21 protein-coding genes are annotated in these 22,397 nt (G+C 61.7%); 1 reads left to right on the top strand and 20 read right to left on the bottom strand.

Features of this window, described 5'->3' with window-relative positions; genetic code table 11:
• Positions 1–124: 124 nt before the first annotated feature.
• From ABD842_RS18420 to asnB, 20 genes are all read right to left on the bottom strand, one after another.
• Positions 125–1,396: a glycosyltransferase family protein gene (locus ABD842_RS18420; RefSeq protein WP_345117154.1), complete on the bottom strand. Its 1,272-nt coding sequence runs from the start codon at positions 1,394–1,396 to the stop codon at positions 125–127.
• A gap of 56 nt (positions 1,397–1,452) precedes the next feature.
• Positions 1,453–2,694, bottom strand: coding sequence for a glycosyltransferase (locus ABD842_RS18415; RefSeq protein WP_345117152.1), 1,242 nt, complete (start codon positions 2,692–2,694; stop codon positions 1,453–1,455).
• Between the two features lie 16 nt (positions 2,695–2,710).
• Positions 2,711–3,742 carry a glycosyltransferase family 2 protein gene (locus tag ABD842_RS18410; RefSeq protein ID WP_345117150.1) on the bottom strand — a complete coding sequence of 344 codons (1,032 nt, stop codon included), beginning with the start codon at positions 3,740–3,742 and terminating at the stop codon, positions 2,711–2,713.
• Between the two features lie 102 nt (positions 3,743–3,844).
• Positions 3,845–4,522 (bottom strand): DUF1919 domain-containing protein, encoded by a 678-nt coding sequence (locus ABD842_RS18405; RefSeq protein ID WP_345117148.1) that lies wholly within the window; start codon positions 4,520–4,522, stop codon positions 3,845–3,847.
• 59 nt (positions 4,523–4,581) lie between these two features.
• Positions 4,582–5,616 carry a glycosyltransferase gene (locus ABD842_RS18400; protein ID WP_345117146.1) on the bottom strand — a complete coding sequence of 345 codons (1,035 nt, stop codon included), beginning with the start codon at positions 5,614–5,616 and terminating at the stop codon, positions 4,582–4,584.
• Between the two features lie 17 nt (positions 5,617–5,633).
• Positions 5,634–6,557, bottom strand: coding sequence for a glycosyltransferase (locus ABD842_RS18395; RefSeq protein ID WP_345117144.1), 924 nt, complete (start codon positions 6,555–6,557; stop codon positions 5,634–5,636).
• A gap of 6 nt (positions 6,558–6,563) precedes the next feature.
• Positions 6,564–7,091: a GNAT family N-acetyltransferase gene (locus tag ABD842_RS18390; RefSeq protein ID WP_345117142.1), complete on the bottom strand. Its 528-nt coding sequence runs from the start codon at positions 7,089–7,091 to the stop codon at positions 6,564–6,566.
• 9 nt (positions 7,092–7,100) lie between these two features.
• Entirely contained in the window at positions 7,101–8,096 is a 996-nt protein-coding gene (locus ABD842_RS18385) for an aspartate aminotransferase family protein (RefSeq protein ID WP_345117140.1), read from the bottom strand.
• Complete coding sequence (locus ABD842_RS18380; RefSeq protein WP_345117138.1) at positions 8,093–8,839, bottom strand: WbqC family protein; 747 nt, start codon at positions 8,837–8,839, stop codon at positions 8,093–8,095. The genes ABD842_RS18385 and ABD842_RS18380 overlap by 4 nt, the downstream gene beginning before the upstream one ends.
• 146 nt (positions 8,840–8,985) lie before the next feature.
• Complete coding sequence (locus ABD842_RS18375; protein ID WP_345117136.1) at positions 8,986–9,930, bottom strand: glycosyltransferase family 2 protein; 945 nt, start codon at positions 9,928–9,930, stop codon at positions 8,986–8,988.
• Between the two features lie 65 nt (positions 9,931–9,995).
• A complete protein-coding gene (locus ABD842_RS18370) occupies positions 9,996–10,634 on the bottom strand; it encodes a NeuD/PglB/VioB family sugar acetyltransferase (RefSeq protein ID WP_345117133.1) in 639 nt (212 codons plus the stop codon).
• Between the two features lie 58 nt (positions 10,635–10,692).
• Positions 10,693–11,769: a DegT/DnrJ/EryC1/StrS family aminotransferase gene (locus ABD842_RS18365; RefSeq protein WP_345117131.1), complete on the bottom strand. Its 1,077-nt coding sequence runs from the start codon at positions 11,767–11,769 to the stop codon at positions 10,693–10,695.
• 38 nt (positions 11,770–11,807) lie between these two features.
• On the bottom strand, positions 11,808–13,583 hold the full coding sequence (locus ABD842_RS18360; RefSeq protein WP_345117129.1) for an ABC transporter ATP-binding protein: 1,776 nt from the start codon (positions 13,581–13,583) through the stop codon (positions 11,808–11,810).
• A gap of 206 nt (positions 13,584–13,789) precedes the next feature.
• Positions 13,790–14,725: a glycosyltransferase family 2 protein gene (locus ABD842_RS18355; RefSeq protein ID WP_345117128.1), complete on the bottom strand. Its 936-nt coding sequence runs from the start codon at positions 14,723–14,725 to the stop codon at positions 13,790–13,792.
• A 22-nt stretch (positions 14,726–14,747) separates the two neighbouring features.
• Complete coding sequence (locus ABD842_RS18350; RefSeq protein WP_345117126.1) at positions 14,748–15,854, bottom strand: DegT/DnrJ/EryC1/StrS family aminotransferase; 1,107 nt, start codon at positions 15,852–15,854, stop codon at positions 14,748–14,750.
• 5 nt (positions 15,855–15,859) lie between these two features.
• Positions 15,860–16,810 (bottom strand): hypothetical protein, encoded by a 951-nt coding sequence (locus ABD842_RS18345; protein WP_345117124.1) that lies wholly within the window; start codon positions 16,808–16,810, stop codon positions 15,860–15,862.
• Positions 16,795–17,139 carry a sugar 3,4-ketoisomerase gene (locus ABD842_RS18340; protein ID WP_345117122.1) on the bottom strand — a complete coding sequence of 115 codons (345 nt, stop codon included), beginning with the start codon at positions 17,137–17,139 and terminating at the stop codon, positions 16,795–16,797. The genes ABD842_RS18345 and ABD842_RS18340 overlap by 16 nt, the downstream gene beginning before the upstream one ends.
• Positions 17,140–17,218: 79 nt before the next feature.
• Entirely contained in the window at positions 17,219–18,214 is a 996-nt protein-coding gene (locus tag ABD842_RS18335) for a UDP-glucuronic acid decarboxylase family protein (RefSeq protein ID WP_345117120.1), read from the bottom strand.
• Positions 18,215–18,318: 104 nt separating this feature from the next.
• A complete protein-coding gene (locus ABD842_RS18330) occupies positions 18,319–19,659 on the bottom strand; it encodes a UDP-glucose dehydrogenase family protein (protein ID WP_345117118.1) in 1,341 nt (446 codons plus the stop codon).
• Between the two features lie 88 nt (positions 19,660–19,747).
• A complete protein-coding gene (gene asnB / locus ABD842_RS18325) occupies positions 19,748–21,652 on the bottom strand; it encodes an asparagine synthase (glutamine-hydrolyzing) (RefSeq protein WP_345117117.1) in 1,905 nt (634 codons plus the stop codon).
• Positions 21,653–21,775: 123 nt separating this feature from the next.
• On the opposite strand from asnB, the gene ABD842_RS18320 reads away from it, so the two are divergent.
• Positions 21,776–22,276 (top strand): acyl-CoA-binding protein, encoded by a 501-nt coding sequence (locus ABD842_RS18320; RefSeq protein WP_345117115.1) that lies wholly within the window; start codon positions 21,776–21,778, stop codon positions 22,274–22,276.
• The last annotated feature ends 121 nt before the right edge of the window (positions 22,277–22,397 follow it).

Below are 22,397 nucleotides of genomic sequence, written 5' to 3'. Positions count from 1 at the left end.
GAAGCCGGCACGGCCTGGGGCCAAAATTACGGGTTCCTGCTACAGCGTTCATTAATAGTAGCCTCATTTTCCGACAACTCGGCAGAGGAAGGTTGCAGGGCAGGCGCCCAGCCCAACGAGTTGGTTATACGGTGGCAAAGATAGCCTCGGCGGTGCTCAGGTACTGGCTCACGCCGCGGTACTCGATGCCGGCGGCCCGGCAGCGGCGGCGCTGCTCATCTTTGTCCTCGTGCAGGTACTGCTCAATCTGGGGGTAGGCAGCCCGGATTTCCGGCGCCGAGAAGTCTTTTACCACCACGCCCACACGCTTCTGCTCGGCCACGGCGTCATCTTCCGAAATGCCCCGACACACCAGGTACGGCAGCCCGCAGCACAGGTACTCCCCTACTTTGATGGGCGAGCGAAACTGCTGGGCCGACAGCGCCGGAATGGCCACCACCCCGAAGTCGGCCGCCGAAATATAGTCCTGCACCTCGCTGTAGGGGCTGCGCGTAACGGCGTAGTGGGTGGCCGGCACGCCCTCTTCCTGCATCAGTCCCGCAATGTGGGACGCGGGATCCGGCGACACGATCAGGAAAAACAGGGCCGGGTCCAGCTCGTGCAGGGTGCGGAACATAGTAGCAATTTCCCGGTCGTAGTAGATGCCGCCGAACTTGCCCAGGTACAGAATCACGCGCGTCTCGGCCTGAATGGGCAGCGTGGCCCGCACCCGCTGCCGGCCCTCGGGGCGGAAGTAGATCTTGTTCTCATCGACGCAGCTGGGCAGCTTAAACACTTTGGCCTTGCTGCCCCACTCTTCCAGGCGGCGCATCATGTGCACGGTGCCGGTGGTCAGCACGTCGGCGTGCCGGCCCGAGAGGCCCTCCATGTAGTGCAGGCCGCGGAAAGCCAGCCCCGAGGTGGGCCAGATGTTGAAGTCGCGCATAAACTCGCTGTGGGGCTCGTACCAGAAGCCGTAGTAGCGCAGGCCCATGAGCTTGGCCATCAGAAAGGCAAAGGAGCCGGCAATGGTGCACAGCGCCCCGATGCTGCCGGCGCCGGTGGTCAGGCGCAGCCTGAGTACCAGCAGCGTGCCCAGCACCAGGTCGTAGGCTTTCTTAAGCAGCTTGAACCGGCCCGAGTGCCAGGTCAGCGGATACCACACGGTGCGGTACTGGGCCAGGTCGGCGCGCACCTGCCGGCGCTGCTCGGGCGTCAGGGGCCAGTCTTCCTGCTCGTACGTTATCAGGTGAAAGCGCAGGTCGGGCTGGGCCAGGGCCGCGTGCTTCATAAACGGCAGCAGGATGCCCCGGAACAGCGGGTCGTCGTAGCTATTGTACACGTAGATTATCATCGGCCGAACCGAGCCCGTCTGGCCCGTCGGGCGCGGCGCGGTAGCAGGAGTGGGTTGGAGCATGTTGGGTTTTATTCGGAGGTAGAAAGCTTCCTATACGCCGACAGGCGGCGCGCAGCCTACAGCACGGCCTCCCATTGCTGCATGATGCGGTCGGGGGCAAAGTCCTGCACCCGCTCGTGGGCTTTGGCCACGTAGCGGCGGCGCAGCTCGGGGTCGGCAAGCAGGGTGCTGAGCGAGTCCGCCCACACGCTTACCGCGGCCGGCAGCCCCGGGCCGGGCGTCAAAATAGGCAGCAGCAGCCCAAACTCGGCCCACTCGGGCGCGGCGGCGTACTGGCTAGCCGGCGTCTGGGGCGCCAGAATTTCGCGGGGGCCGGTGGGGCAGTCGGCCGAGGCCACCGGCACGCGGCAGGCCATCGACTCGCACAGCGCCATCGGGAAGCCCTCGGTCAGGGACGGCAGCAGCGACACCGTGGCCCGGGCCAGGTAGCGGAAGGGGTTGGTCTGGAAGCCCAGGAAATACACGTCGTAATCGGGGCCGAAGGGCTGGCCGTCCTCGGCCTGCCAGGCGCGCAGGCCCAGCTCCCGGCAGCGGGCCAGCAGCTGGGGCCGCACGGGCCCGTCGCCGAGCAGCACCAGCCGGGTGGCGGTTTGCCCGCGGCGGTGCAGCTCGGCCAGCACGGGCAGCAACGCCAGCTGGTTTTTCTCCGGCCCCAGCCGCCCCGACGCCAGCAGCACCGGCCGGGTAGCAAACAGCTCTTCCTCGGCCGGCGGCAGCGCCTCCCGGCTTTTGCGGGCAATGCCTTCCACGTCGAAGAAGTTGTTGATGGTGACCACCTTTTCCGGGGGCAGCCCGAATGTATCGAGCAGCTCCTGGCGCAGGTCGCGGCTCACGCACACAATCTTGTCGGCCCGCTGGTAGAGCTGGGGCATCAGGATGGTGCGGCGCAGCCAGCCCACGGCGCCCCGGATGTTGGGGTCGTGGCGCTTGGAGTTGTGAATGCACAGAATCACGCGCTCCGGGCCTTTGCTGAGCAGGTTGAGGTAGTCGGCGCCCTCCAGGTGGCTGATGCAGACCTGGGCGCTGGTTGCCTTCTTGATCTGGCCGGTGCGGCGCACCCGCTCCCAGAACGTGCGCAGCTTGCCGGGCACCCCGGGCCGGGCCGGCACGTCCAGCGATACCAGCGCATTCTGGGTGGGAAAGGCAATGACCTTCTGGTCGAAGAGGCACTCGGTCACCTGGTGGCCCCGGCGCGCGAAGGCCTCCCCGTGGTCGTGAAACACCCGCTCGGCCCCGCCAAAGGTGAGGTGGGGCGTGAGGAGCAGAATCTTTTTCTTAGTGGAGTCGGGAGTGACCATACGGATAGGAAGGGGGTTACCGGTGGCGCAGGACGTAGCTTTTCAGCAGGAACTTCGCCTGCAGCTTCGTCGTGAGCTTGTAGTGGCCCGCCAGGGGCTGCCGGCGGTATTCGCGGAAGCTGTTGGTGGCGTTGTCGGGGTTCAGGTAGCAGGTCAGAAACCACCGCTCGGCCACGCAGCCCAGCATCACGGCCGGGTCGGCGTAGCCGGTCTGCGCGTTGTAGTCCTTTATTTTCCAGAGCCAGGCGTGCACCTCGGGCAGGGTAATGTTGCCCAGGGTGAAGGGCACGTAGGAAATGGTGTTGTGCACCAGCAGCTCCCGCTCCGTAAACGGGATGCCGAAGCGCCGCAGCAGCCGCTCCCGGATCTGGTTGGACTTGGCGTTGCGGCGGGCGTGCACGTCGCCCTTTATCGTCTGGGGCAGGGTGCGGTAGTTGAGCAGAATCTCGGGCTGGTTGACGATGGCGACGACTTCCGCGGCCCGGGCAATGAACTCGTAGTCTTCGCCGAAGGTGTCGAGGATGGTGTCGTCGTAGCGCAGGCCGTGCTCGGTGAGCAGGGCGTGGCGGAAAAACACGGTGGGGTTGGCCACCGGCATGTTGAAGAGCATAAAGCAGCGCACCGCGTCGGCCGACACGGGGTAGGTATACACGATGTCGGACTCGCCGAAGCACTGCATAAAGCTGCTGGTGAGGCCCACCGTGGGGTTTTGCTCCAGAAACTCGACCTGCCGCTGCAGGCGCTGGGGCCGGGCCACGTCGTCGGCATCCATCTTGGCAATGTAGCGGCCGCGGGCAAACTCGGCCCCGTAGTTGTCGGTGAAGGAGCGGCCCCGGTTCTGCTTGTTGGCCAGCACCCGCACCCGCGGGTCGGCTTCGTAGGTGCGGGCCACGGCCAGGCTGCCGTCGGGCGAGCAGTCATCGACGATGATAAGCTCAAAGTCCTGCAGGGTCTGGCTCAGGATGCTGTCGATGGCCGGCCGCAGGTATTCTCCGGCGTTGTAGACGGGCAGGATTACGGAAACCAGCGGCGCTGAGGAGTCGGGCATAAGCAAAGGAAAGGCAGCGGGGGCCGGCGTACCGGGAGCACGCCGGGCGTTGAACCTGCAAAAATACCGGGTTTCCGGACAAAGCGTTGCAACCGCCTGCAATTAGCTGCTGCTGGGAAAGAATACCTGGTTGTAGAAGCGGACAAGGCTGCTGCCGTGCATAGCGCCCCGGTTCAGCCAGCCAAGCAGGTCGAAATGCGGCCGGGCCCGCTCAAACTGCAACATTCCATCGTTGACATACCTCGGCACCACCAGCGCCGACTGGATTTCGGGTTGGGGCTCCCGCAGCAGGGTGAGCCGGGGGAAGGGCAGCTGGTCAAATTGTTGGGTCAGCTCGGGAGTAGCGCCAGCTTTGCTGCCGTCGAACTTGAGGAAGATATTGCCCCAGTTGATGCGCTGCACCCGGCGCGTCCACTTTTCCTGGGCTTCGGCGTCGGAATGATAGTGCAGGAACTGTATTTCCACGTCGCTACCCAGCGTGGCAATCGGAAAATAATGGTGCCAGCGTGCCCGCAGCGCATCTATGCCCTGGTAAAACGAGTGCTTCTGAAATACCAGCGGCTGCGCCAGATAGTGTTTCGGCTCGGACACCAGCCTCATGTAGCAGGGCGCCTCCAGCATCAGCCCAATGAACGGAGTATTGAAGGGGTGGTCGAAGTGTTTGTATACCTCCCCCCCCCAGCAGTCATCGGAGAAAAGCGTAAACGACTTATTCTTGAGGCGGTAGCGGTCAAGGCATCGGCCGGCCTTTTTGCGCTGCTGATCAATGAAGTAACTCATTCGGCAGAGTGGTTAGAGGGTTCACATTCTCCACAGGCTGAATCGAAGATTCAGTAAAATCAGGTGCTTTTTTCGCCGAGGCGCTGCTGTAGCGCCCGCACGTGGCGGAACACCACCACCGCCTCTTCCCGCTGGGCCACCGACATTTTAAGGTTGTAGAGCAGGCGCAGCATCTCAAAGTTGCCGGTCAGCTCTTCCTGGTCGGGGCGCAGCAGGGTATTTACCAGCGTGCCGGGCTGCCGGGCAATCTGCGAAGCCAGCCAAAGCAGCCGCTTGGCGTAGAGACGGCGGAAGCGGGCTTCCGTCAGGTTGGGGTGGCGGAAAACAAAGTAGTACACCACGCTGGTCAGCTGGGAGGAAGCCGTGCCCCGGGCCATGCGCAGCAGGTATTCCCACGTCAGGCGCTCCTTGAACATGAAGTGCCGAAACTGCAGTTGCGCATCGTACCAGAGCGTATAGCCCGCCAGCCGCAGCGCGTCGCCCAGCTCCACATCCTCGGCCCCGGACAGCACCTTGCCGCGCTTGGCGGAGGTGGTAAATGCAAAGCCGTGGGCCCGCAGCTTTTGCCAGCCGGAGCGCCGCACCACCGAGCAGGCGCCGTACAGGTAGCCGTCCGTTGCGGGCAGCGGCCCACTGGTGCCACCGTTCTGCGGGCCGACGGCATACACGGCCTGAAACTCGGCAAACCAGGCCGGCGGCGGCACTTCAAACGCGCCCTGGGCCTGCGCCCCCAGAATGCCTATGGCCGGGTGGGCAGCCATGGTTTCGTAGGCGCGCCGCACGTAGTCGGGAGCCAGCCAGTTGTCGTCGTCCACCACGGCCATAAATTCGTAGGCCGCCGCTTCAAACCCCTGGATCAGGGCATTTTCCTTGCCCGGCCGGGGCGCGTCGAGCACCCGCAGCGGCACCGGCAGCAGCAGCTCCCGGCCCAGGCGCTGCGCGGCGGCGATGGTGTCGTCGGTGGAGGCGTTGCTGACCACCAGCACTTCCCAGGGAATGTGGGCGGGCACTTGCTGGGCGGCCACGTGCCGGAGCGTCTCCGGCAGCCGGGCAGCCCCGTTGTAGGTGCAGATCAGGATGGAAACTCCGTTCATGAGCAGCTTCAGAAAGGTTAAGCCTTGGACAAACGGCCGGTGAGCAGCTTCCAGGTGAAAGCCGACAGCTCCCGGTTCGTGGTGGAAACGGACAGGCTGGCAAACTGGGCGTAGAGCAGCAGAAACTCTTTCCAGCGCTTCTGCTGCCACAGCAGCTGGCCGATTTGGGTGTAGTACCAGTTGACAGCCGGCAGGATATCGGGCCGGTACTGCGGGCCAAAGTAGTGCAGCATGGCCAGCTTGGTTGCCAGGTTCATCCGGAACCGCTTCTCCTCGTTTTGCGCCGACCACACGCCGCCCCCGTGCTTGCGGTAGTGGGCCGTCACGCCGGGCAGGTAGTCGAGCGTGCCGTGCTGCCCGATGAGGGCAAACAGAGCGTAGTCGCCATTGGCTATCTGCCGGAATACCGGCGGCATCGTCGGCACCACGTTGCGGTAGAGCACCGTCAGCGCCGGCGGACAGTACTCCTGCAGCAGCTCACTGAGCGTGAAGTGGTGGCGGTACTGGGCCGGCACAAAGTTTTCCTCCAGCATCTGTCCCTGCTCGTCCACCAGCGCGGCGTCGGTAAAGACCAGCGCGGCGGCCGGGTGGCTCTCCAGGTAGTCGACCTGCCGCTGCAGCTTGTGCGGATCCACCCAGTAGTCGTCGCCCTCCAGAATCGCCACGTAGCGGCCCCGGCAGGCTTCCATCACCTGAATCTGGTTGTTCATGGCCCCGATATTGTGCTCGGGCAGCAGCGGGCGGATGGTAGCCGGGTAGCGCCGCTGGTAGTCGAGCACGATGGCCCGGGTGTTATCGGGCGAGCAGTCCTCGCCCACCACGATTTCCAGGCTGAAATTTCGCTCCTGCGCCAGAATGCTGTCCAGCGCCTGCGCCAGGTAAGGGCCGTGATTGTAAGTAATCATCAGCACGCTCACCAGCGGGGTTGTCGACGACTCCATCAGCAGTTATTGAGGTTGATACTCGTCGCGCAGCAGGGCCATTTCCAGCACGTCGTGGTAGTGTCCGCCCTTGAACACGGCCTGGCGCTGGTGCCCCTCCTGCCGGAACCCCAGCCGCTGGTACATGCGCAGGGCCCGCTCGTTGCTTTGCAGCAGGGTCAGGTAGATCCGGTGCAGATTCAGGTCATTAAAGCCGTGGTGCAGCATCTGCCGGGTAGCCACGGGTCCGAAGCCGGCCGACCAGTAGCTTTTGTCGCCGATGAAAATCGAGAATTCGGCCGAGCGGTTCACCGCGTGGATGCCCGTCAGGTTCACGTTGCCGATGTGCGTATCCGTGGCAGAGTCGACAATGGCCAGGCGGACGGCTTTGTCACGGTTGGCCAGGTAGCTGTCAAACCATTTCTCGTCGATGCCGGCACCAATATAAAAGAAGTTGGCGCCTAGCAGGCTGATGATTTCCGGGTCGTTGCGCCACTGATTGATGCGCGGCAGGTCGGCGCGCTCAATCTCGCGCAGGTGCAATGCTGGAGCCATAGAAAGTACTTAGGAGTGTTGGGCGCGGACCGCCGCTATTACTTTGTCCAGCTCGGCCGGACCGTAGCGATGATCAACGGGCAGCGGCAGCACGGCCTGCGTCAGACGCCGCTCCCAGGCGTAGCCCGTCGGCTGGCGGGTGAGCACGTCGGGCCACAGCGTGGGAATAAACAGGTTTTGGGCAAACAGCGGCCGGCGGTCCAGCTCGCGCCCGGAAGCGGGCAGCAGCGGGTAGCAAAACGGGACGGTATCGGCCGGCAGCTCGGACAGCGTCAGCTTTATTGACAAGGTGTTTGAGCTACCCAACCGGACGTGATAGTACTCGAAGTTGGCGCGGCGTTTGGCAATGACGGCGGCAAAATCGACCTGTGAGAGCAAGGATGCCGAAAACTCCGAGATGCGCAGCGGCTGGCTGGTCAGCGTATGCTCATAGGCCACGAAGCCGGCGTAGGCCTGCTGCTGCGCGCCCCGGAGCCGGTCGAGCAGGTAGCCCGCGTGGTAGTCCGCATTGACGGGGTAGCCGTCGGCGGTGCCCAGCCGGGCGGCGGGCCCGTACACGTAGCCCCCGTCGGGCACGCCAAAGGACTTGCGGGCGGAGTTGAATCCCCAGCCCCGGGCGTAGCCGCGGGCAAAAAAGTCCTGGGTATTATCGACCAACAGTTGGTTGCCGTAGCGGCTCACCAGCTGCCGGACGTACTCGTTGTTGAGCCCGAAGTAGTTGACGTACAGCAGGTACTCGTCGGCGGCCAGCTCGGCGGGAAGGTTGGCGGCCGTCAGCTCCGGGGTGAGGCCATAGAACTGGTAGGGGATATTGGCCTGCTCGAAGGGCTCAAGCAGGGCATTGCAGGTGTAGTAGGGCAGCCAGATGCGCTTCATCCCGGTCTGGCCGATGATGTGGCTTACGCAGGCGCGGGCATTGCTCAGGGCCAGCGCGCCGGCGTGGTAGCCGGGCCCGGGCTGCGGAAACAGTTCCAGCTCCAGAAATCCGCCGATATACTTTTTCATCCCGCCAGCACTACGTTGTCGAGCATGGCGCACACCTGCTCGGGTGTATTGAACATGAGCACATCCACGATGGAGAGGCCCGCCTCGAAGGTGGGGCGGCGCTGGCTGTAGGGCTCCAGCGTGATGTCGAGAAACTGCAGGCTGACGCCCTCGCTGGCGTATTTTTCGGGGTGAAAAAACTCCCGGCCCCCGGGTGCATTGACGTAGGTGGTGGCCCCCAGGGCCTGGGAGGTGCGCAGGGCCCACTCGTCGGGCGCCGCAACGGGTCCCAGCGTCAGGTTCAGGTCGGAGAAGATGTCGTAGCTGAACGGAATGGCCAGGTACTGGCACACCTGCAGCAGGTAAAACGTGTTGAGGCGGCTGATGCTCAGCTCGGGGCTGGCGAAGCAGCTTTCCAGCAGCGCCGTCACCTCGGCATAATACGGTGCCCGCTTTTTGTAGTGCTCCAGTTGCCGCAGAATCTGCATTTTCCAGGCTTCCCCCTCCACTACCTGTACCTCTTTGATCAGGGCGTCCCGGTCGGCCGCCTGCACGGGGGCAGTTATATACTGCCACCCTTCCCCGGGCTTGAGCACCCGGTTGCGGTTCATCCAGCCCTTGCGGATATACTGCACGGGGTCGAAGGAAACGAAGAAGTCAGTGTGCTTGATCAAAGCAAAATAGCCCAGATACGGAAAGAAGTAAGGCTGCATGATGGCAACTTTTTCCGCAACTACGGGAAGAGTCTGTTGCTTTGAGAGCATAAGCATCGGATTGGTGAAAAGATATCAGCCCTTCCGAACAGGAATGTGGGGGCTGATTTTTACGGCAGTGCCGCTCGCCGGGAGAAAATAGGGCGGGCGGCACTGCTACCAGAACTGCGCGCCCGCCTAAGCGGGTTGGCGGCGGGTTACGCCGACAAAGTTACCCGTTTTACCAACCTTCGCAGGTGAAACCCCAAACGCTGCCGGTTTATTGTCATTGCCTTCAGATAATAGCGAAGCTGCTGCCCCCGCTTGCCCAGGGCCGCCATCTTCTCGCTGCGCTCCAAGTACAGGTACTCCAGATACTCATCGACCTTGGCATGAAGCTGCTGGGGCAGAAAATGCTTGTAGTGCTCAAGTTCAAAGATGCGCTTTTCATTCTGTCCCAGCGTGTTGCTGCTGGTCTGCATTACCCCGCCCGCGTGCAGCCGGTAGCGCGACATCACCTGGGGCAGCCAGTAGATGTAGCCGCGCCGGGTACTAAGCAGCTGCAGGGTGTAGTCGCCGCTGAACACCCCCTGAAACCACTCGGGCAAGGGCAGGATACTGTCCCGGCGAAACACCATCGATGCGCTGGGAATGCCCCAGCCGTACTCTACTAAATCGGCCTGGGTAATCCGGGCTTCGTGCGCCGGCAGCAGCGTGGCATACTTGGTACTGAACAAATAAGCCGGGGCCGAATTATCCTGCCAGAAGACCTCCGCGTCGTGAATGCAGAGCGTGCAGTCGGGCTGGGCCCGCATCACGTCGACCTGCCGCTGGAGCTTATGCGGGTCGGTAAAGTAGTCGTCGCCCTCCAAAAAGGCGACGTAGCGGCCGGTGCAGGCAGCCATGGTGGTCATCAGGTTGCGCATGATGCCCAGGTTTTTTTCCGGCAGCAGTACCCGCACCTGCCCCGGGTAGCGGCTCTGGTAGTCCAGCGCTATCTGCCGGGTGCCGTCGGGCGAGCAGTCCTCCCCTATTACCAGTTCCACCGCAAAATCGGTTTGCTGCTTCAGCACCGACTCAATTGCCTGCGCCAAAAAAGCCTCATGATTGTAGGTGATGCAACAGATACTCACCAAAGGAACCGTTGTTTCTTCTTCACGCATTGCCTGACTTATTACTGAACAGCGGTAGTAGGGGGAGAAGGATGAAAATACGCATTCTGTAGGCGCTAGGCCTTGTGCCCTACACCAATCGGGCGGGCCGGCACGCCGACCACCACTGAATTAGGCGCCACATGCCGCGTTACCACGGCGCCGGCCCCGATGGTAGAGTTGTGCCCTACCCGGATGTCGGCCAGAATAGTGGCATTCGCCCCGATCAGGCAGAAGTCTTCGACCTGGCAGCGCCCCAGCACCCGGGCCCCCGGCGACACCACGCAGTAGCGCCCCAGCTCCGTGTTGTGGTGGACGCTGGCGGCCGCATTCACCAGCGTGCCTTCGCCGATCTGGGTACTACTCGAAATCAGAGCGTTCTGCATTACGTTGAGGCCCGGGCCCAGCACCACGTCGTAGGGGCTGATGCTGGCCGACTCGGCAATAACCGAAACCAGCTGGCCGCCCAGCGCCTGAAACCGCTGCGCAATTTTCCACCGGATGGTGGTGCCGCCCAGGCCAAGGGCAAACGTATTGTCGCGGGCAAACAGGACGCGGGCCTCGGCTTCACTACGCAACACCGGAAACCGGCCAAACAGCAGAGCGGGCAAATCCGGCGTTACGTCGTCGTAGAAAAACAGGTTGGTGGCGGCGGCCAGTGGTTCCATACTCTGCAGCAGCTCCGTGGCGTGCCCGCCGGCTCCGATTATCAGCATACAAGCGAAAATGTCCGGCCGGGCCGGGTGAAAAAACTACTCTGCCGCACGGCCGGAACTACGCGTAATTCTCCCGAATCAGGGCACCAATACGGCGGACCTGGTCGTGTTCCAGCTGCTGATAGAACGGCAGGCACAGCACCCGCACCGCAATATCCTCCGATACCGGGCAGTCGGCACCGGTATGGTAGGGCAGCTTGTTGAGCGAAGGGAAGAAGTAGCGGCGCGTGTTGATGCCGTGGGCCGCCAGCGCCTGCTTCACGTGGTGCATCCGTGCTTCGGTATCGAAGATGACGGGAAAGTACGCGTAGTTGTACTCCGTAGCGGCGGGCATCACGGGGTAGCGCAGCGGCAGCGGCGCCAGCTCGGCCCGGTACAGCTCCGCAATCTGCCGGCGGGCGTCAATAAACTCCGGCACCCGGGGCAGATTGCACAGGCCCATAGCAGCGTGAAACTCGGAGTTTTTGCCGTTCACCCCCAGCGAGTAGTACTCGTCGCCGATGTGCCCAAACGATTTATAGAGCGAGACCTTCTGGGCCAGCTTCTCGTCCGTGGTGATGATGGCCCCGCCCTCACTGGTATGAAACAGCTTGGTAGCATGAAAGCTGCAGGTGGTAATATCGCCGTACGCCAGCAGGGAGCGGCCGTGCACGGTCGCGCCGAAGGCGTGGGCGCCATCGTAGATCACCTTCAGCTTGTGCCGCCGGGCAATGGCCTCAATAGCCCGCACATCGCAGGGGTAGCCATAGACGTGGGTAGCCAGAATTGCCGAGGTGCGCGGAGTAATGGCGGCTTCAATCTTGGTGGCATCGATGCAGAAGGTCTGCTCTTCCACATCGACGAAGACCGGCTCGCAGCCTTCCCACAGAATGGCGGTAGTGGTGGCGACGTAGGAGAAAGGAGTGGTAATAATCTCCCCCGTCAGGGCCAGGGCTTTGATGGCAACCTGCAAGGCGATAGTACCATTGGACATAAACTGCACGTTGGCTCCACTCAGGGCGGTGCTCAACTCTGCTTCGAGCTGCTGCACCAGCGGGCCGTTGTTTGTCAGCCAGCCTCGCTCCCAGATACCTTCCAGATAACCGATGTATTCTTCCAGCGGGGGCAGATAGGCTTTGGTGACGTTGATGCTCATATTTTCAAGATTTTAGAAAATCAGTGGGGAAGGGCCCGCTAGGGCTGCACTATTTGGCGCATCAGGCTATCGTACTGATGCTCGGCAATCACCTTCCCCTCCCGTAGCTCGTAGATCCGGTCACACTCGCGCAGCGTGGTGATGCGGTGGGCAATGATGAGGATGGTGATGTCGGTCTGGGAAAGCTTGTTGATGGCTTCATTTACTTCCCGCTCCGTTTCGTTGTCGAGGGCGCTGGTGGCCTCATCGAGCACCAGCACCTCGGTGCGCTTGTACATGGCGCGGGCAATACCAATGCGCTGGCGCTGGCCGCCCGAGAGCTTGGAGCCCCGCTCCCCGATATGCGTATCCGCGCCGTCGGGCAGGCCGTCGACGAAGCTGCGCAGGGATGCCTGATCGATGGCGTAGCGCAGCCGCTCGGCATCGACTTCGGGGTCGCCGAGCGTAATGTTGTCCTTGATGGAAGCCTCCATCAGGAAGGTATCCTGCTTCACGTAGCCGATAACCCGGTGCCAGGCTTCAAGGTTCTGGGCCGTCAGCGGCTGGCCGTCGAGCAGAATATGGCCGCTCTGCTCGGTGTAGAAGCGCAGCAGCACGTTCATGAGCGTAGTCTTGCCCGAGCCCGAGCTGCCGATAAACCCGATTTTCTCACCCTTGCGGATGGTAATGTTGATGCCCTGCAGCGTGGGATTGTCGGCCCCGGGAAAGCTGAAGTGGAGGTTGTCGAAGGCGAGGGTGCTTTCGAAGTGCAGGGGCAGCTGCTGCGGGTGGGGAGCCTCGTCGTACTTCGCCTCGCGGAACGACTCCAGGTTTTCAATGGTATACTGGCTCTGCTTGAGCTGCACCAGCGACATGAGCATGCGGTTGACGGAAGGCATGAGCCGGTAGGCAGCGGCGGCAAACAGCCCGACCAGGGTAATGAGGTTGGTAGAGGTACCCGGCACGAAGATGGCGTACAGAAAAATGGTCAGCACCCCCAGGATGGCCACCATCTCAATCACCTTGAGCGGCACCAGGGTATAGAGGTAGGCTTCAGCGTCGAGCTTCTGGATTTCCTGCTGGTTGCTGACCAGCTGGTCGCGGAAGCGGCTCTGCTTGTTGGCCAGCTTCAGCTCCGCAAAGCCCGTGAACAGGTCGCTGATCAGGCCGAAGGAAACCGGCCGCAGCTCGTTGATGCGGTTGCCAATTACCTGGGAGCGGGCCCGCAGGGCGCGGTAGGTCAGCAGCGTGGTGGGTACCAGCACGAAAGCCAGAATAACCAGCAGCAGCGGCTTGTAGAGCAGGATGCTGAGCACGATGACCAGCACCACGGCCACCTCGGAGAAGAAGATGAACAGGGGCCGCAGAATCATGTTCACGTAGGTGCTGGGCACCTGCAGCGTACTGTTGATCAGGTTGGCCGAGCCCAGGTCGTTGAAGTACCAGAACGGGAAGTTCAGGTACTTCGTGAGCTGGGTTTTGATGATGCTCAGGCCCACGTCGGCCGTGAAGCGCGTCTGCAGGTAGTTGACCCAGGTAGAAAACAGGTTTTTAAACAGAAAAAACAAAAACACGCTGACAATCAGAAACAGCAGGAAGTTCTTGTCTGACTGAAACCCGAGGCTATCGTAGAGCGGAGCGAAATACTTGTTTTTCTGAATGCCGCCGGGCTCCGCCGCCACCATCATCACGGGTACCAGCGACGCCAGGCCCACCACATCCAGAAAAGAGGACAGCAGCAGCAGCGCAAACATCCAGACGGCTTTGCGCTTTTGCGACGTGGTCAGGTAATAGCGGATGCTATCAAGGGAGTAGCGGATAATTCCGGTGTTCATACAGCTTGGTTCACACAAAAAACGAAGGGCCGAGCAAAAGCAGCTCGTCCCGGAGTCTGGCCATCTCCGGCCTCGGCTAAGCAGGCAAAGGTACGGATTTCAGCTTGGCCCGTTTCCGGCAGCGCCACATTTCGGGGGCAACCAGCCCTGCTCGGCCCCTACTGCCGGGCTTGGGCGCAGGGCGGGACAGCCCTGACCGGCCAGGACTATTTACCGAAAAAAACCTCTTTCACCACGTACAGGGGGCGTTTGCGGGCCGCATCCAGACCGCGCCACACGTATTCGCCGATCACGCCCAGGGCAATCATCTGGAAGGCCGACACAAAAAGCACCACTACCATCAGCGCGCTCCAGCCTTCCACATCGATACGGCCCACGGCCTTGTTGATCAAAATATAGAAGCCATACAGCAGCGCCACGCTTCCCATAATCAGGCCCAGCACGGAAATGGCCCGGATGGGGAAAAAGGAAAAGGCCAGAATAGAATCGATAAACAGCTTGATCTTCTTCTGGATCGTCCAGCGGGACTTGCCGATTTCGCGCTTGCGCCGCACGTAGGGAATGTTGACGTACGGATACCCCAGCCAGACCATCAGGTAGAACAGGTTGCTGTTGCGCTCCTTGAGCTCCAGAATATGCTCGGCCACCTGCCGGTCGAAGAAGACGAAATCGAAGCCGCCGTCCGGGATGTTGGGCAGCGCAATCTTCTTCATCAGGGCGTGAAAGGCTTTGGCAAACAGCTGCTGCAGCCCCGTTTCCTCCCGGTCCTGCCGGTTGCCGATGATGAGCTTCAGCCCTTTCTGCCAGTAGTCGTACATCTGCACCATCAGCTCCGGCGGGTCCTGCATATCGGCCGTGATGATGGCCATACAGTCGCCGGTAGCCTGTTCGATTCCCGCCACAATGGCGTTGTACGAGCCCACGTTGCCGGCCAGCTCCACCACCCGCACCTTGTGCGGATAGGCCGCCCGGAAAGCCAGCAGCGCCTGCAGGGTGTTGTCCTTGGAGCCATCATCGACCAGCACGTACTCAAATTCCAGGTCGGCGGGAAACAGGGCCTCATTGGCAATAAGCTCGCGGCTGGTAACCGGGATGTTATCCTCGTTGAAATAACACGGAATGATGACGGAGAGCTTGGGCATTCTGGTGGATTAGGGGCTGAAATCAGGCCTGAAAGAACGCGCGGACTGCGCTGCTGACGACCTCGACCTCGTTTTCGGTCATACCCGGCCACATCGGCAGGCTCAGGCAGGTAGCCGCAATTTCTTCGGCCAGCGGAAAGGCGCCGCGCTGGTACCCCAGCGAAGCATACGCCTGCTGCTGGTGGGGCGGCACGGGATAGTGGATCAGCGTACCGATGCCCGCCGCCGTCAGGTGCTGCTGCAGCTCGTCGCGCCGCGCCGTCCGGACCACGTACAGGTGATACACGTGGGTGGCCCCGGCTGCCGTAGCGGGCAGCTTGAGCTGCGCAATGCCCGCCAGGTGCTGGTCGTACAGCGCCGCCACTTCCTGGCGCTGCCGGGTCCAGTCCAGCAGCTTGGGCAGCTTCACGCTCAGCACGGCGGCCTGCAGCTCATCGAGTCGGGAGTTGTGGCCGATAACCTCGTTGTAGTACTTCTGCTGGGAGCCGTAGTTGCGCAGGGTCCGCACGCGCTTGGCCAGCCCCGCATCGTTGGTGGTGATGGCGCCGGCGTCGCCCAGGGCGCCCAGGTTTTTGCCGGGGTAAAAGCTGGTGGCATTAACCTCCCCGAAGCTGCCCGTCAGCCGCCCATTGTAGGCTGCGCCCTGCGACTGGGCATTATCCTCAATCACGTACAGATTATGCTTCCGGGCTATGGCCATAATGGCGTCCATCTCGCAGGCCTGCCCGTACAGATGCACGGGCATGATGGCGCGGGTCCGGGGCGTAATGGCGGCCTCCAGCAGCGTCGGGTCGAGGTTATAGGTATCCAGCACCGGCTCCACGGGAATGGGCGTACCGCCCACGAAGGAAATGGCCAGCCAGGTGGCAATGTAGGTGTTGGAAGGCACGATAACCTCATCCCCGTCCTTGATGTCCAGCGCTTTCAGGGCCAGGTGCAGGGCATCCAGGCCGTTGGCCACGCCGATACACTCCTGGGTGTGGGAAAAAGCGGCGTACTCAGCTTCAAACTGCCTGACGGCATCGCCCAGCACGTACCACTGCGAATCGAAAACCCGGGCCATAGCCTCCAGCACGTCGGTCCGGACGGCCTGGTTTTGGGGAGTAAAGGACAGGAAAGGGACTTTCATGGGGGCTACAAGGTATTGGAAAGCGCCAGCACGTGGCTGCAGCCGCCCAGTTTGAAGTTCAGTTTCTCACACGTCCGGAAAACGGCCCGGTTCGTGGCCTGGGTGGTCATCAGCACGTAGCCGGCCTGCTGCTCCCGGGCCCGCTGCACCGTCTCGGCCACCAGCTTGAGGTGCCAGCCCCGGTTCTGCGGCCCCACGGCCGTGAGCACGACGCGGGAAAAGCCGGTACCGAAGCGGGCCGCATGGGCTGGCAGGTCGCTGATGGCCAGAAAGGAATCGACCGGCAGACCCGGCTCAGCGGGTACCAGCACGGCATCGCAGTAGCCTTCTACCGCGGCGGCGGCGTAGCGGGCCAGAAAAGCGTCGCCCTGCCCAGGGCCATACCAGGCGTCGGCGTGAAACCGGTCGTACTCGTTGCGGGCCGCCGCGGAAATCCGGCCAATGTGGTCGGCTTCCTCCCGCCGGGCCAGCCGAACGGGAAAGCGGGGCTGCTCAAACGTGCTGACGCCGTCGTGAAAGTACGTCAGGCGGGTTTCCACCAGCCGCCAGCTGCCGCCAAGCATCTGGGCCACAGCCGTGTCTTCGGCCGGCAGCTCGGCGAAGATGTAAAAATCGCCCTTTTGGGTCAGATGCTCCCGGAAAGCCTGCGCGGCCTGCGCCAGCGCGCCAGCCGGTACGCCCGCGGCAAACAAGGCGGTGAAAAGCTTATAGACCGGCGTTTTGAAAAACGCACTGTCCCAGGACAGGTGAGCGTACAGGAACTGTACTTTGTGCTCCCCTACCTCGGCCTCAAATACTTCCTGGCTGGGCTCAGAAGCGTAAGCAGCGGCAGGTCCGGTACCGAACAGCTCCTGCTGCAGCTGGCCGTCAAGGGCGCGCAGAAAGTTGTAGGGCGAATAAAAGAACAGCTTTTCCGCCCGCGCCGCTACCAGGGCCGCCTCTACTTCGACTGCCATACCTGCTTGAACATGGAATAGTCGCGAATGTAGTCCGACTCCTGGTAGGGAGTAGAGGCAAAGACGAGCTGTACGGCCGTATGCGAGTACTGCATGGTATGCCAGGCATTGGGCGGAATGTACACGCCTACGTGGGGCGACTCGAGCACAAAGGTGCTGATAGCGCCATCGGGCAGCTCCATCGTGACGATGATGCGGCCAGCTACGGCTATCAGCACCTGTTCGGTGGCATGGTGGGCATGCCGGCCCCGCACAATACTCTCGGGAGTGAAATAGGTCCAGAAGGTCCGTTTGACCTCAAAAGGAACGAGGCCATCAGGCTCGCTCACTGAGATATAACCGATGTCTGAAGCGCCTAACTTCGCAAACTCGATTATGTGCGGTTGCTGCATACCGGGGCCTGAAGGCTTAGAAAGTACGCGGCGTGTTGTCCGGCTGACTATTGTCTTTCACCGTGACATGCTCCTTGAAGTACTCCAGCGTCCGACGCAGGCCTTCGGCCCGGCTTACCTTGGGCTCCCAGCCCAGAATCTCGCGGGCTTTGGTGATGTCCGGCTTGCGCTTCATCGGGTCGTTCTGGGGCAGCTCCTGGTAGGTTGGCTTGAACTCAACGCCCATCAGGCTGGCAATTTCTTCGCCGAATTCCTTGATGGTAATTTCATCGGGGTTGCCGATGTTGACCGGCAGCGCGTAGTCGCTGAGCAGCAGGCGGTAGATGCCCTCGATCAGGTCGTCGACGTAGCAGAACGAGCGGGTCTGGGAACCGTCGCCGAACACGGTCAGGTTTTCGCCCCGCAGCGCCTGGCTCAGGAACGCCGGCAACACGCGGCCGTCGTTGAGGCGCATCCGGGGGCCGTAGGTGTTGAAGATCCGGATGATGCGGGTTTCCAGCCCGTGGTGGTTGTGGTAGGCCATCGTAATGGCCTCCTGGAAGCGCTTGGCCTCGTCGTAGCAGCCGCGCGGACCCACGGGGTTTACGTTACCGAAGTACTCCTCGACCTGGGGGTGAACTTCCGGGTCGCCGTACACTTCCGAGGTGCTGGCAATCAGCATGCGGGCGCCCTTCACCCGGGCCAGGCCCAGCAGGTTGTGGGTACCCAGCGAGCCTACTTTCAGCGTCTGAATCGGAATCTTGAGGTAGTCGATCGGCGAGGCCGGCGAGGCAAAGTGCAGGATGTAGTCCAGCTTGCCGGGCACGAAGACAAACTTGGACACGTCGGCGTGGTGAAACTCGAAGCTCTCGTTGCCGAACAGGTGCTCGATGTTGGTCAGGTCCCCGGTGATGAGGTTATCCATGGCAATGACATGGTACCCTTCGGCAATAAACCGGTCGCAGAGGTGGGAACCCAGGAAGCCGGCGCCGCCGGTGATCAGAATGCGTTTTTGCTCAGCGCTGTTGGCCATTATCAAGCAGTTAGCAATGGCAGTTAGCCACTGAATTTATGGAAGTAGAACGCCACTGGAGTGGGGCCGCGCCACCCGGCGGGCAGACAGCGCGGCCCCGACAACTAGGCCACCGGCTCTTTGTGGTCGGTGCGGATACCAATGCAATGGTAAGCAAAACCAGCCGCGTGCAGCTCTTTGGCATCGTAGATGTTACGGCCGTCAAAGATAACTTTTTGCTTCATCAGGCGGGCCACCACCTCAAAATTAGGGGAGCGGAATTCGGGCCACTCCGTTACGATCAACAGGGCGTCAGCGTCAATCAGGGCGTCAAACTCGTCCTTGGCGTAGGTGATGGTGTCGCCCAGCGTGTGCTTGGCTTCGGCCACGGCCACCGGGTCGTAGGCCGAGACGGTGCAGCCTTCGGCCAGCAGCTTCTCGATGATGACCAACGAGGGAGCTTCGCGCATGTCATCGGTTTTGGGCTTGAAGGACAAGCCCCAGATGGCAATCTTCCTGCCTTTCAGCTCGCCGCCGAAGTGCTTGGTTACTTTGTCGAACAGCACCTCTTTCTGGGCCTCGTTGACGCTTTCCACGGCTTTGAGCACCTGCATCTGGTAGCCGTTTTCGGCCGCCGTCTTGATCAGCGCCTTCACGTCCTTGGGGAAGCAGGAGCCGCCGTAGCCGATGCCGGGGTAGATGAACTTGGTGCCGATGCGGGCATCGGAGCCGATACCCTTGCGCACCATGTTCACGTCGGCACCCATGATTTCGCACAGGTTGGCAATGTCATTCATAAACGAAATCTTGGTCGCCAGCATCGAGTTGGCGGCGTATTTCGTCATTTCGGCCGAGGGAATATCCATGAAGATAATCGGGTGGCCGTTGAGCAGGAAGGGCTTGTAGAGCTTGCTCATCACTTCCTCCGCGCGCTCCGACGCCACGCCGACCACGATACGGTCGGGCTTGAGGAAGTCGTCGATGGCGGCGCCTTCCTTCAGGAACTCGGGGTTGGAAGCCACGTCAAATTCGATGGACTGGCCGCGCTGGGCCAGAGCCTTTTCAATTTCGGCGCGCACTTTGGCCGCCGTGCCCACGGGTACCGTGCTTTTGGTCACGATAACGCCGTAGCTGTTCATGTGCTCGCCAATGCCGCGGGCCACGGCCAGCACGTACTTCAGGTCAGCTGAGCCGTCCTCGCCGGGAGGTGTGCCCACGGCAATGAACGCCACGTCGCAGTCTTTGATCCCGTCGGCCAGATTGGTAGAGAAGCTCAGACGGCCCTTTTCCACGTTCCGCGTTACCATTTCCTCCAGGCCGGGCTCGTAGATGGGCAGAATCCCTTTGTGAAGGTTGTCAATCTTCTTTTGGTCGATGTCGATACAGGTGACGTCGATGCCAACTTCAGCGAAGCATGTGCCGGTGACTAGGCCTACATAGCCGGTGCCTACAACTGCAATTTTCATGGGTTATACTTAAAAAGGAGTTCGTTTTAGACCAAGGGGGAAACACATAGAACGGGCCGCCCGGAAATAGGATATTTTTCCGCCGGCCCTACACCATATGGCGTTTCCACCACCACTGAAACACGATAAGCGCCCAGATCTGCGCGTGCACGTCGCCGGGGTTGCGCGAGAACAGCTGGGTTTTAAGCCCCCGGATAGCCTCGACGCTGAACACGCCCTGGGCCTCAATGAAGCCGTCGGAGAGCAGGTCGTCCTCGATGAGCGGGCGCAGCTCGTTGCGGAACCACTTCAGCAGGGGCACCTCAAAGCCGTGCTTGGGCCGCTTATACAGCTCTTCGGGCAGCATCGGCCGGAACGCGTCCTGCACGATGCGCTTTTTCATGTTGGCATCGATCTTACTAGTGACCGGCAGCGAAAAGGCGAAGTTGACCACGTTCGGGTCCAGGAACGGGGGGCGCACCTCCAGGGAGTTGGCCATGCTCATCAGGTCCACCTTGGTGAGCATGTCGTAGGGCAGCACCAGGTTCATATCCGTGAGCAGCACCTCGTTCAGGTCGCCGTCGGCGTGCAGGTTTTCCAGAATGTCCTTGCGGCGCTTCTCGGCCAGCTTCTTGCCCACCTTGCGCCGCGACGCGGGGCTGAGCAGGTTGCGGGCGTCCTTCTCGCTTACGAAGGTAGCCCAGTCCCAGTACCGGTCTTTGGGGCCGCTGAGCATGCCGCGCGAGAAGCGCTGAAACTGGCGCACCTTGTTACCAAAAAACGAGTTGCGCGACTTGGGCAGCACGTCCCAGAGCAGGTTGAGGCCCGTAACGGCTTCGGCTTTGAAGCCGCCTTGCCGCACCTGAAACTCGCCCATGTGCTTGTTGTAGCCGGCAAACATTTCGTCGGCCCCGTCGCCCGACAGCGCCACCGTGGCTTTTTCGCGGGTGCGCTTGCTCAGAATGTACACCGCCAGGGCCGAGGAGTCGGCGAAAGGCTCATCGATGTAGTCGAGCACGTCGAAAATATGGTCGTACAGGTCCTGGTTGGTGAGCGAGAAAACCGTGTGGTTGGTTTTGTAGCGCTCGGCTACCAGCTTGGCGTACTTGGTTTCGTCGAAGAAGGGCTCGTCGCGGTAGCCGATGCTGAACGTGTTCAGGTGCTGGGTGTGGCGCGAGGCCAGCGCCACGATAACCGAGGAGTCGATGCCCCCGCTCAAGAATGCGCCCACGGGCACGTCGGCCACCAGGCGGCGGGCGGTGGCATCGTCGAGCAGCTCGACCAGCTTTTTCTGCTGCTGCTCGTAGCTGAGCTTGTTCCTGTCCGTTTTCTTCTGGTCGTAGGGAATCTTATACCAGCGCTTGCCCACCACTTTACCGCCCTTCACATAGAGGTAGTGGCCGGGCAGCAGCTTTTTGACGCCCTTAAAAATGGTGGCGGGACCGGGAATGTAATTGAGCTGCAGATAATGGCTCAGGGCCGCGTAGTCGAGCTTGCGGGGCACGCCCAGCGCCAGCAGCGACTTCATTTCGGAGGCGAAGAACATCTTGTCCTCGTCGCGGTATACCAGCAGGGGCTTCTCCCCCATCCGGTCGCGGGCAATGAACAGCGAATCCTCTTCTTTATCGTAGATGGCCAGGCCGAAGAAGCCGTTGAGCTTCTTCAAAAACCCGCGGCCCTCACTGATGTAAAGCTTCAGAATAACCTCCGTATCGGTCTGTGACCGGAACGTGTGGCCTTTCTTGACCAGCTTCTGCCGCAGCTCCCGAAAGTTGAAGATCTCGCCGTTGAACACAATCGTGTAGCGGCCCGACTCGTCGGTCATGGGCTGGTTGCCGTCGGCCGAGAGGTCGAGAATGGCCAGCCGGCGGAAGCCCAGCCCGCAGTGGTCGTACACAAAATGCCCCTGCGAATCAGGTCCGCGGCTGACAATGGCGTCGGTGGAGGCTTGCAGCGCGGAGAGCGTGCTGCGTCCAGCGTCGGTAAAGGCGAATATTCCGGTGATTCCACACATAATTAGCGGGCAAAAGTACGAAGTCTACGGACTAACGTTCCAAAAAAGTAGCGGGGCGCCCCCGCAACCAAAGCCGTGCCACGATAGTACACTCTCCGACATTCACCTTATTTCCCCTCCCCTATGGACCTTCAGCAGCAAATGGACTTACAAAAGCAATTTGAAACCGCCGTGGCCCGCGTCGACGGCCTGCCCGGTGATAAAGCCGCCGCCCACATGACGGAGCTCTACGGCCTTTACAAGCAGGCCACCGAAGGCGACCATGATACCAAGGGCGAGGTGGTGGGCGACGACACGCCCGACAACCCCAGCGGCACCCCGGGCATGTCGCAGGCCCAGTGGGACTCGTGGAGCAAGTTCAAGGGCGTGAGCGAAGACGACGCCAAGCGCCAGTACGTAGCCAAGGTAAGCGAGCTGGCCGGCCCCGTGGGCGAGCAGGCCACCATCATTACCGGCAGCGGACAGCCGGCCACCGGCAGCGCCATGAACCCACCCACCGAGGCGAACACCACCACTTCGCGACAACCCGACAGCGGCCCGGGCGTGTCGCAGGGCGGCCTGCGCGGCGACATTACGGCCGGCGCTCCGTACGGCGGCGAGGACCAGCTGAAGGGCGAACAATAAGGCAAACCACGGATTCCACGACTTTTGTGGGCGTGCCCTTAGAAACCAGAACGGCTGCCCGCAGGGGTAGCCGTTCTGGTTTTGCAGCCGCTAAAACGGGCTAAATGCCCCGCGTTGGAGC

Origin of the sequence: Hymenobacter algoricola, from assembly GCF_039539525.1 — a bacterium.
Lineage (GTDB): Bacteria > Bacteroidota > Bacteroidia > Cytophagales > Hymenobacteraceae > Hymenobacter > Hymenobacter algoricola.
This window is presented reverse-complemented; position numbering and strand designations above follow the sequence as displayed.

What these genes read in the sequence shown, in the direction of transcription:
- ABD842_RS18390 (WP_345117142.1), bottom strand. Translation starts at nt 7,091, where the DNA reads ATGGCTCCAGCATTGCACCTGCGCGAGATTGAGCGCGCCGACCTGCCG.
- ABD842_RS18365 (WP_345117131.1), bottom strand. Translation starts at nt 11,769, where the DNA reads ATGAGCATCAACGTCACCAAAGCCTATCTGCCCCCGCTGGAAGAATAC.
- ABD842_RS18400 (WP_345117146.1), bottom strand. Translation starts at nt 5,616, where the DNA reads ATGAACGGAGTTTCCATCCTGATCTGCACCTACAACGGGGCTGCCCGG.
- ABD842_RS18370 (WP_345117133.1), bottom strand. Translation starts at nt 10,634, where the DNA reads ATGCTGATAATCGGAGCCGGCGGGCACGCCACGGAGCTGCTGCAGAGT.
- ABD842_RS18350 (WP_345117126.1), bottom strand. Translation starts at nt 15,854, where the DNA reads ATGAAAGTCCCTTTCCTGTCCTTTACTCCCCAAAACCAGGCCGTCCGG.
- ABD842_RS18375 (WP_345117136.1), bottom strand. Translation starts at nt 9,930, where the DNA reads ATGCGTGAAGAAGAAACAACGGTTCCTTTGGTGAGTATCTGTTGCATC.
- ABD842_RS18355 (WP_345117128.1), bottom strand. Translation starts at nt 14,725, where the DNA reads ATGCCCAAGCTCTCCGTCATCATTCCGTGTTATTTCAACGAGGATAAC.
- ABD842_RS18405 (WP_345117148.1), bottom strand. Translation starts at nt 4,522, where the DNA reads ATGAGTTACTTCATTGATCAGCAGCGCAAAAAGGCCGGCCGATGCCTT.
- ABD842_RS18345 (WP_345117124.1), bottom strand. Translation starts at nt 16,810, where the DNA reads ATGGCAGTCGAAGTAGAGGCGGCCCTGGTAGCGGCGCGGGCGGAAAAG.
- ABD842_RS18410 (WP_345117150.1), bottom strand. Translation starts at nt 3,742, where the DNA reads ATGCCCGACTCCTCAGCGCCGCTGGTTTCCGTAATCCTGCCCGTCTAC.
- ABD842_RS18320 (WP_345117115.1), top strand. Translation starts at nt 21,776, where the DNA reads ATGGACCTTCAGCAGCAAATGGACTTACAAAAGCAATTTGAAACCGCC.
- ABD842_RS18380 (WP_345117138.1), bottom strand. Translation starts at nt 8,839, where the DNA reads ATGCTCTCAAAGCAACAGACTCTTCCCGTAGTTGCGGAAAAAGTTGCC.
- ABD842_RS18420 (WP_345117154.1), bottom strand. Translation starts at nt 1,396, where the DNA reads ATGCTCCAACCCACTCCTGCTACCGCGCCGCGCCCGACGGGCCAGACG.
- ABD842_RS18335 (WP_345117120.1), bottom strand. Translation starts at nt 18,214, where the DNA reads ATGGCCAACAGCGCTGAGCAAAAACGCATTCTGATCACCGGCGGCGCC.
- ABD842_RS18360 (WP_345117129.1), bottom strand. Translation starts at nt 13,583, where the DNA reads ATGAACACCGGAATTATCCGCTACTCCCTTGATAGCATCCGCTATTAC.
- ABD842_RS18385 (WP_345117140.1), bottom strand. Translation starts at nt 8,096, where the DNA reads ATGAAAAAGTATATCGGCGGATTTCTGGAGCTGGAACTGTTTCCGCAG.
- asnB (WP_345117117.1), bottom strand. Translation starts at nt 21,652, where the DNA reads ATGTGTGGAATCACCGGAATATTCGCCTTTACCGACGCTGGACGCAGC.
- ABD842_RS18415 (WP_345117152.1), bottom strand. Translation starts at nt 2,694, where the DNA reads ATGGTCACTCCCGACTCCACTAAGAAAAAGATTCTGCTCCTCACGCCC.
- ABD842_RS18395 (WP_345117144.1), bottom strand. Translation starts at nt 6,557, where the DNA reads ATGGAGTCGTCGACAACCCCGCTGGTGAGCGTGCTGATGATTACTTAC.
- ABD842_RS18330 (WP_345117118.1), bottom strand. Translation starts at nt 19,659, where the DNA reads ATGAAAATTGCAGTTGTAGGCACCGGCTATGTAGGCCTAGTCACCGGC.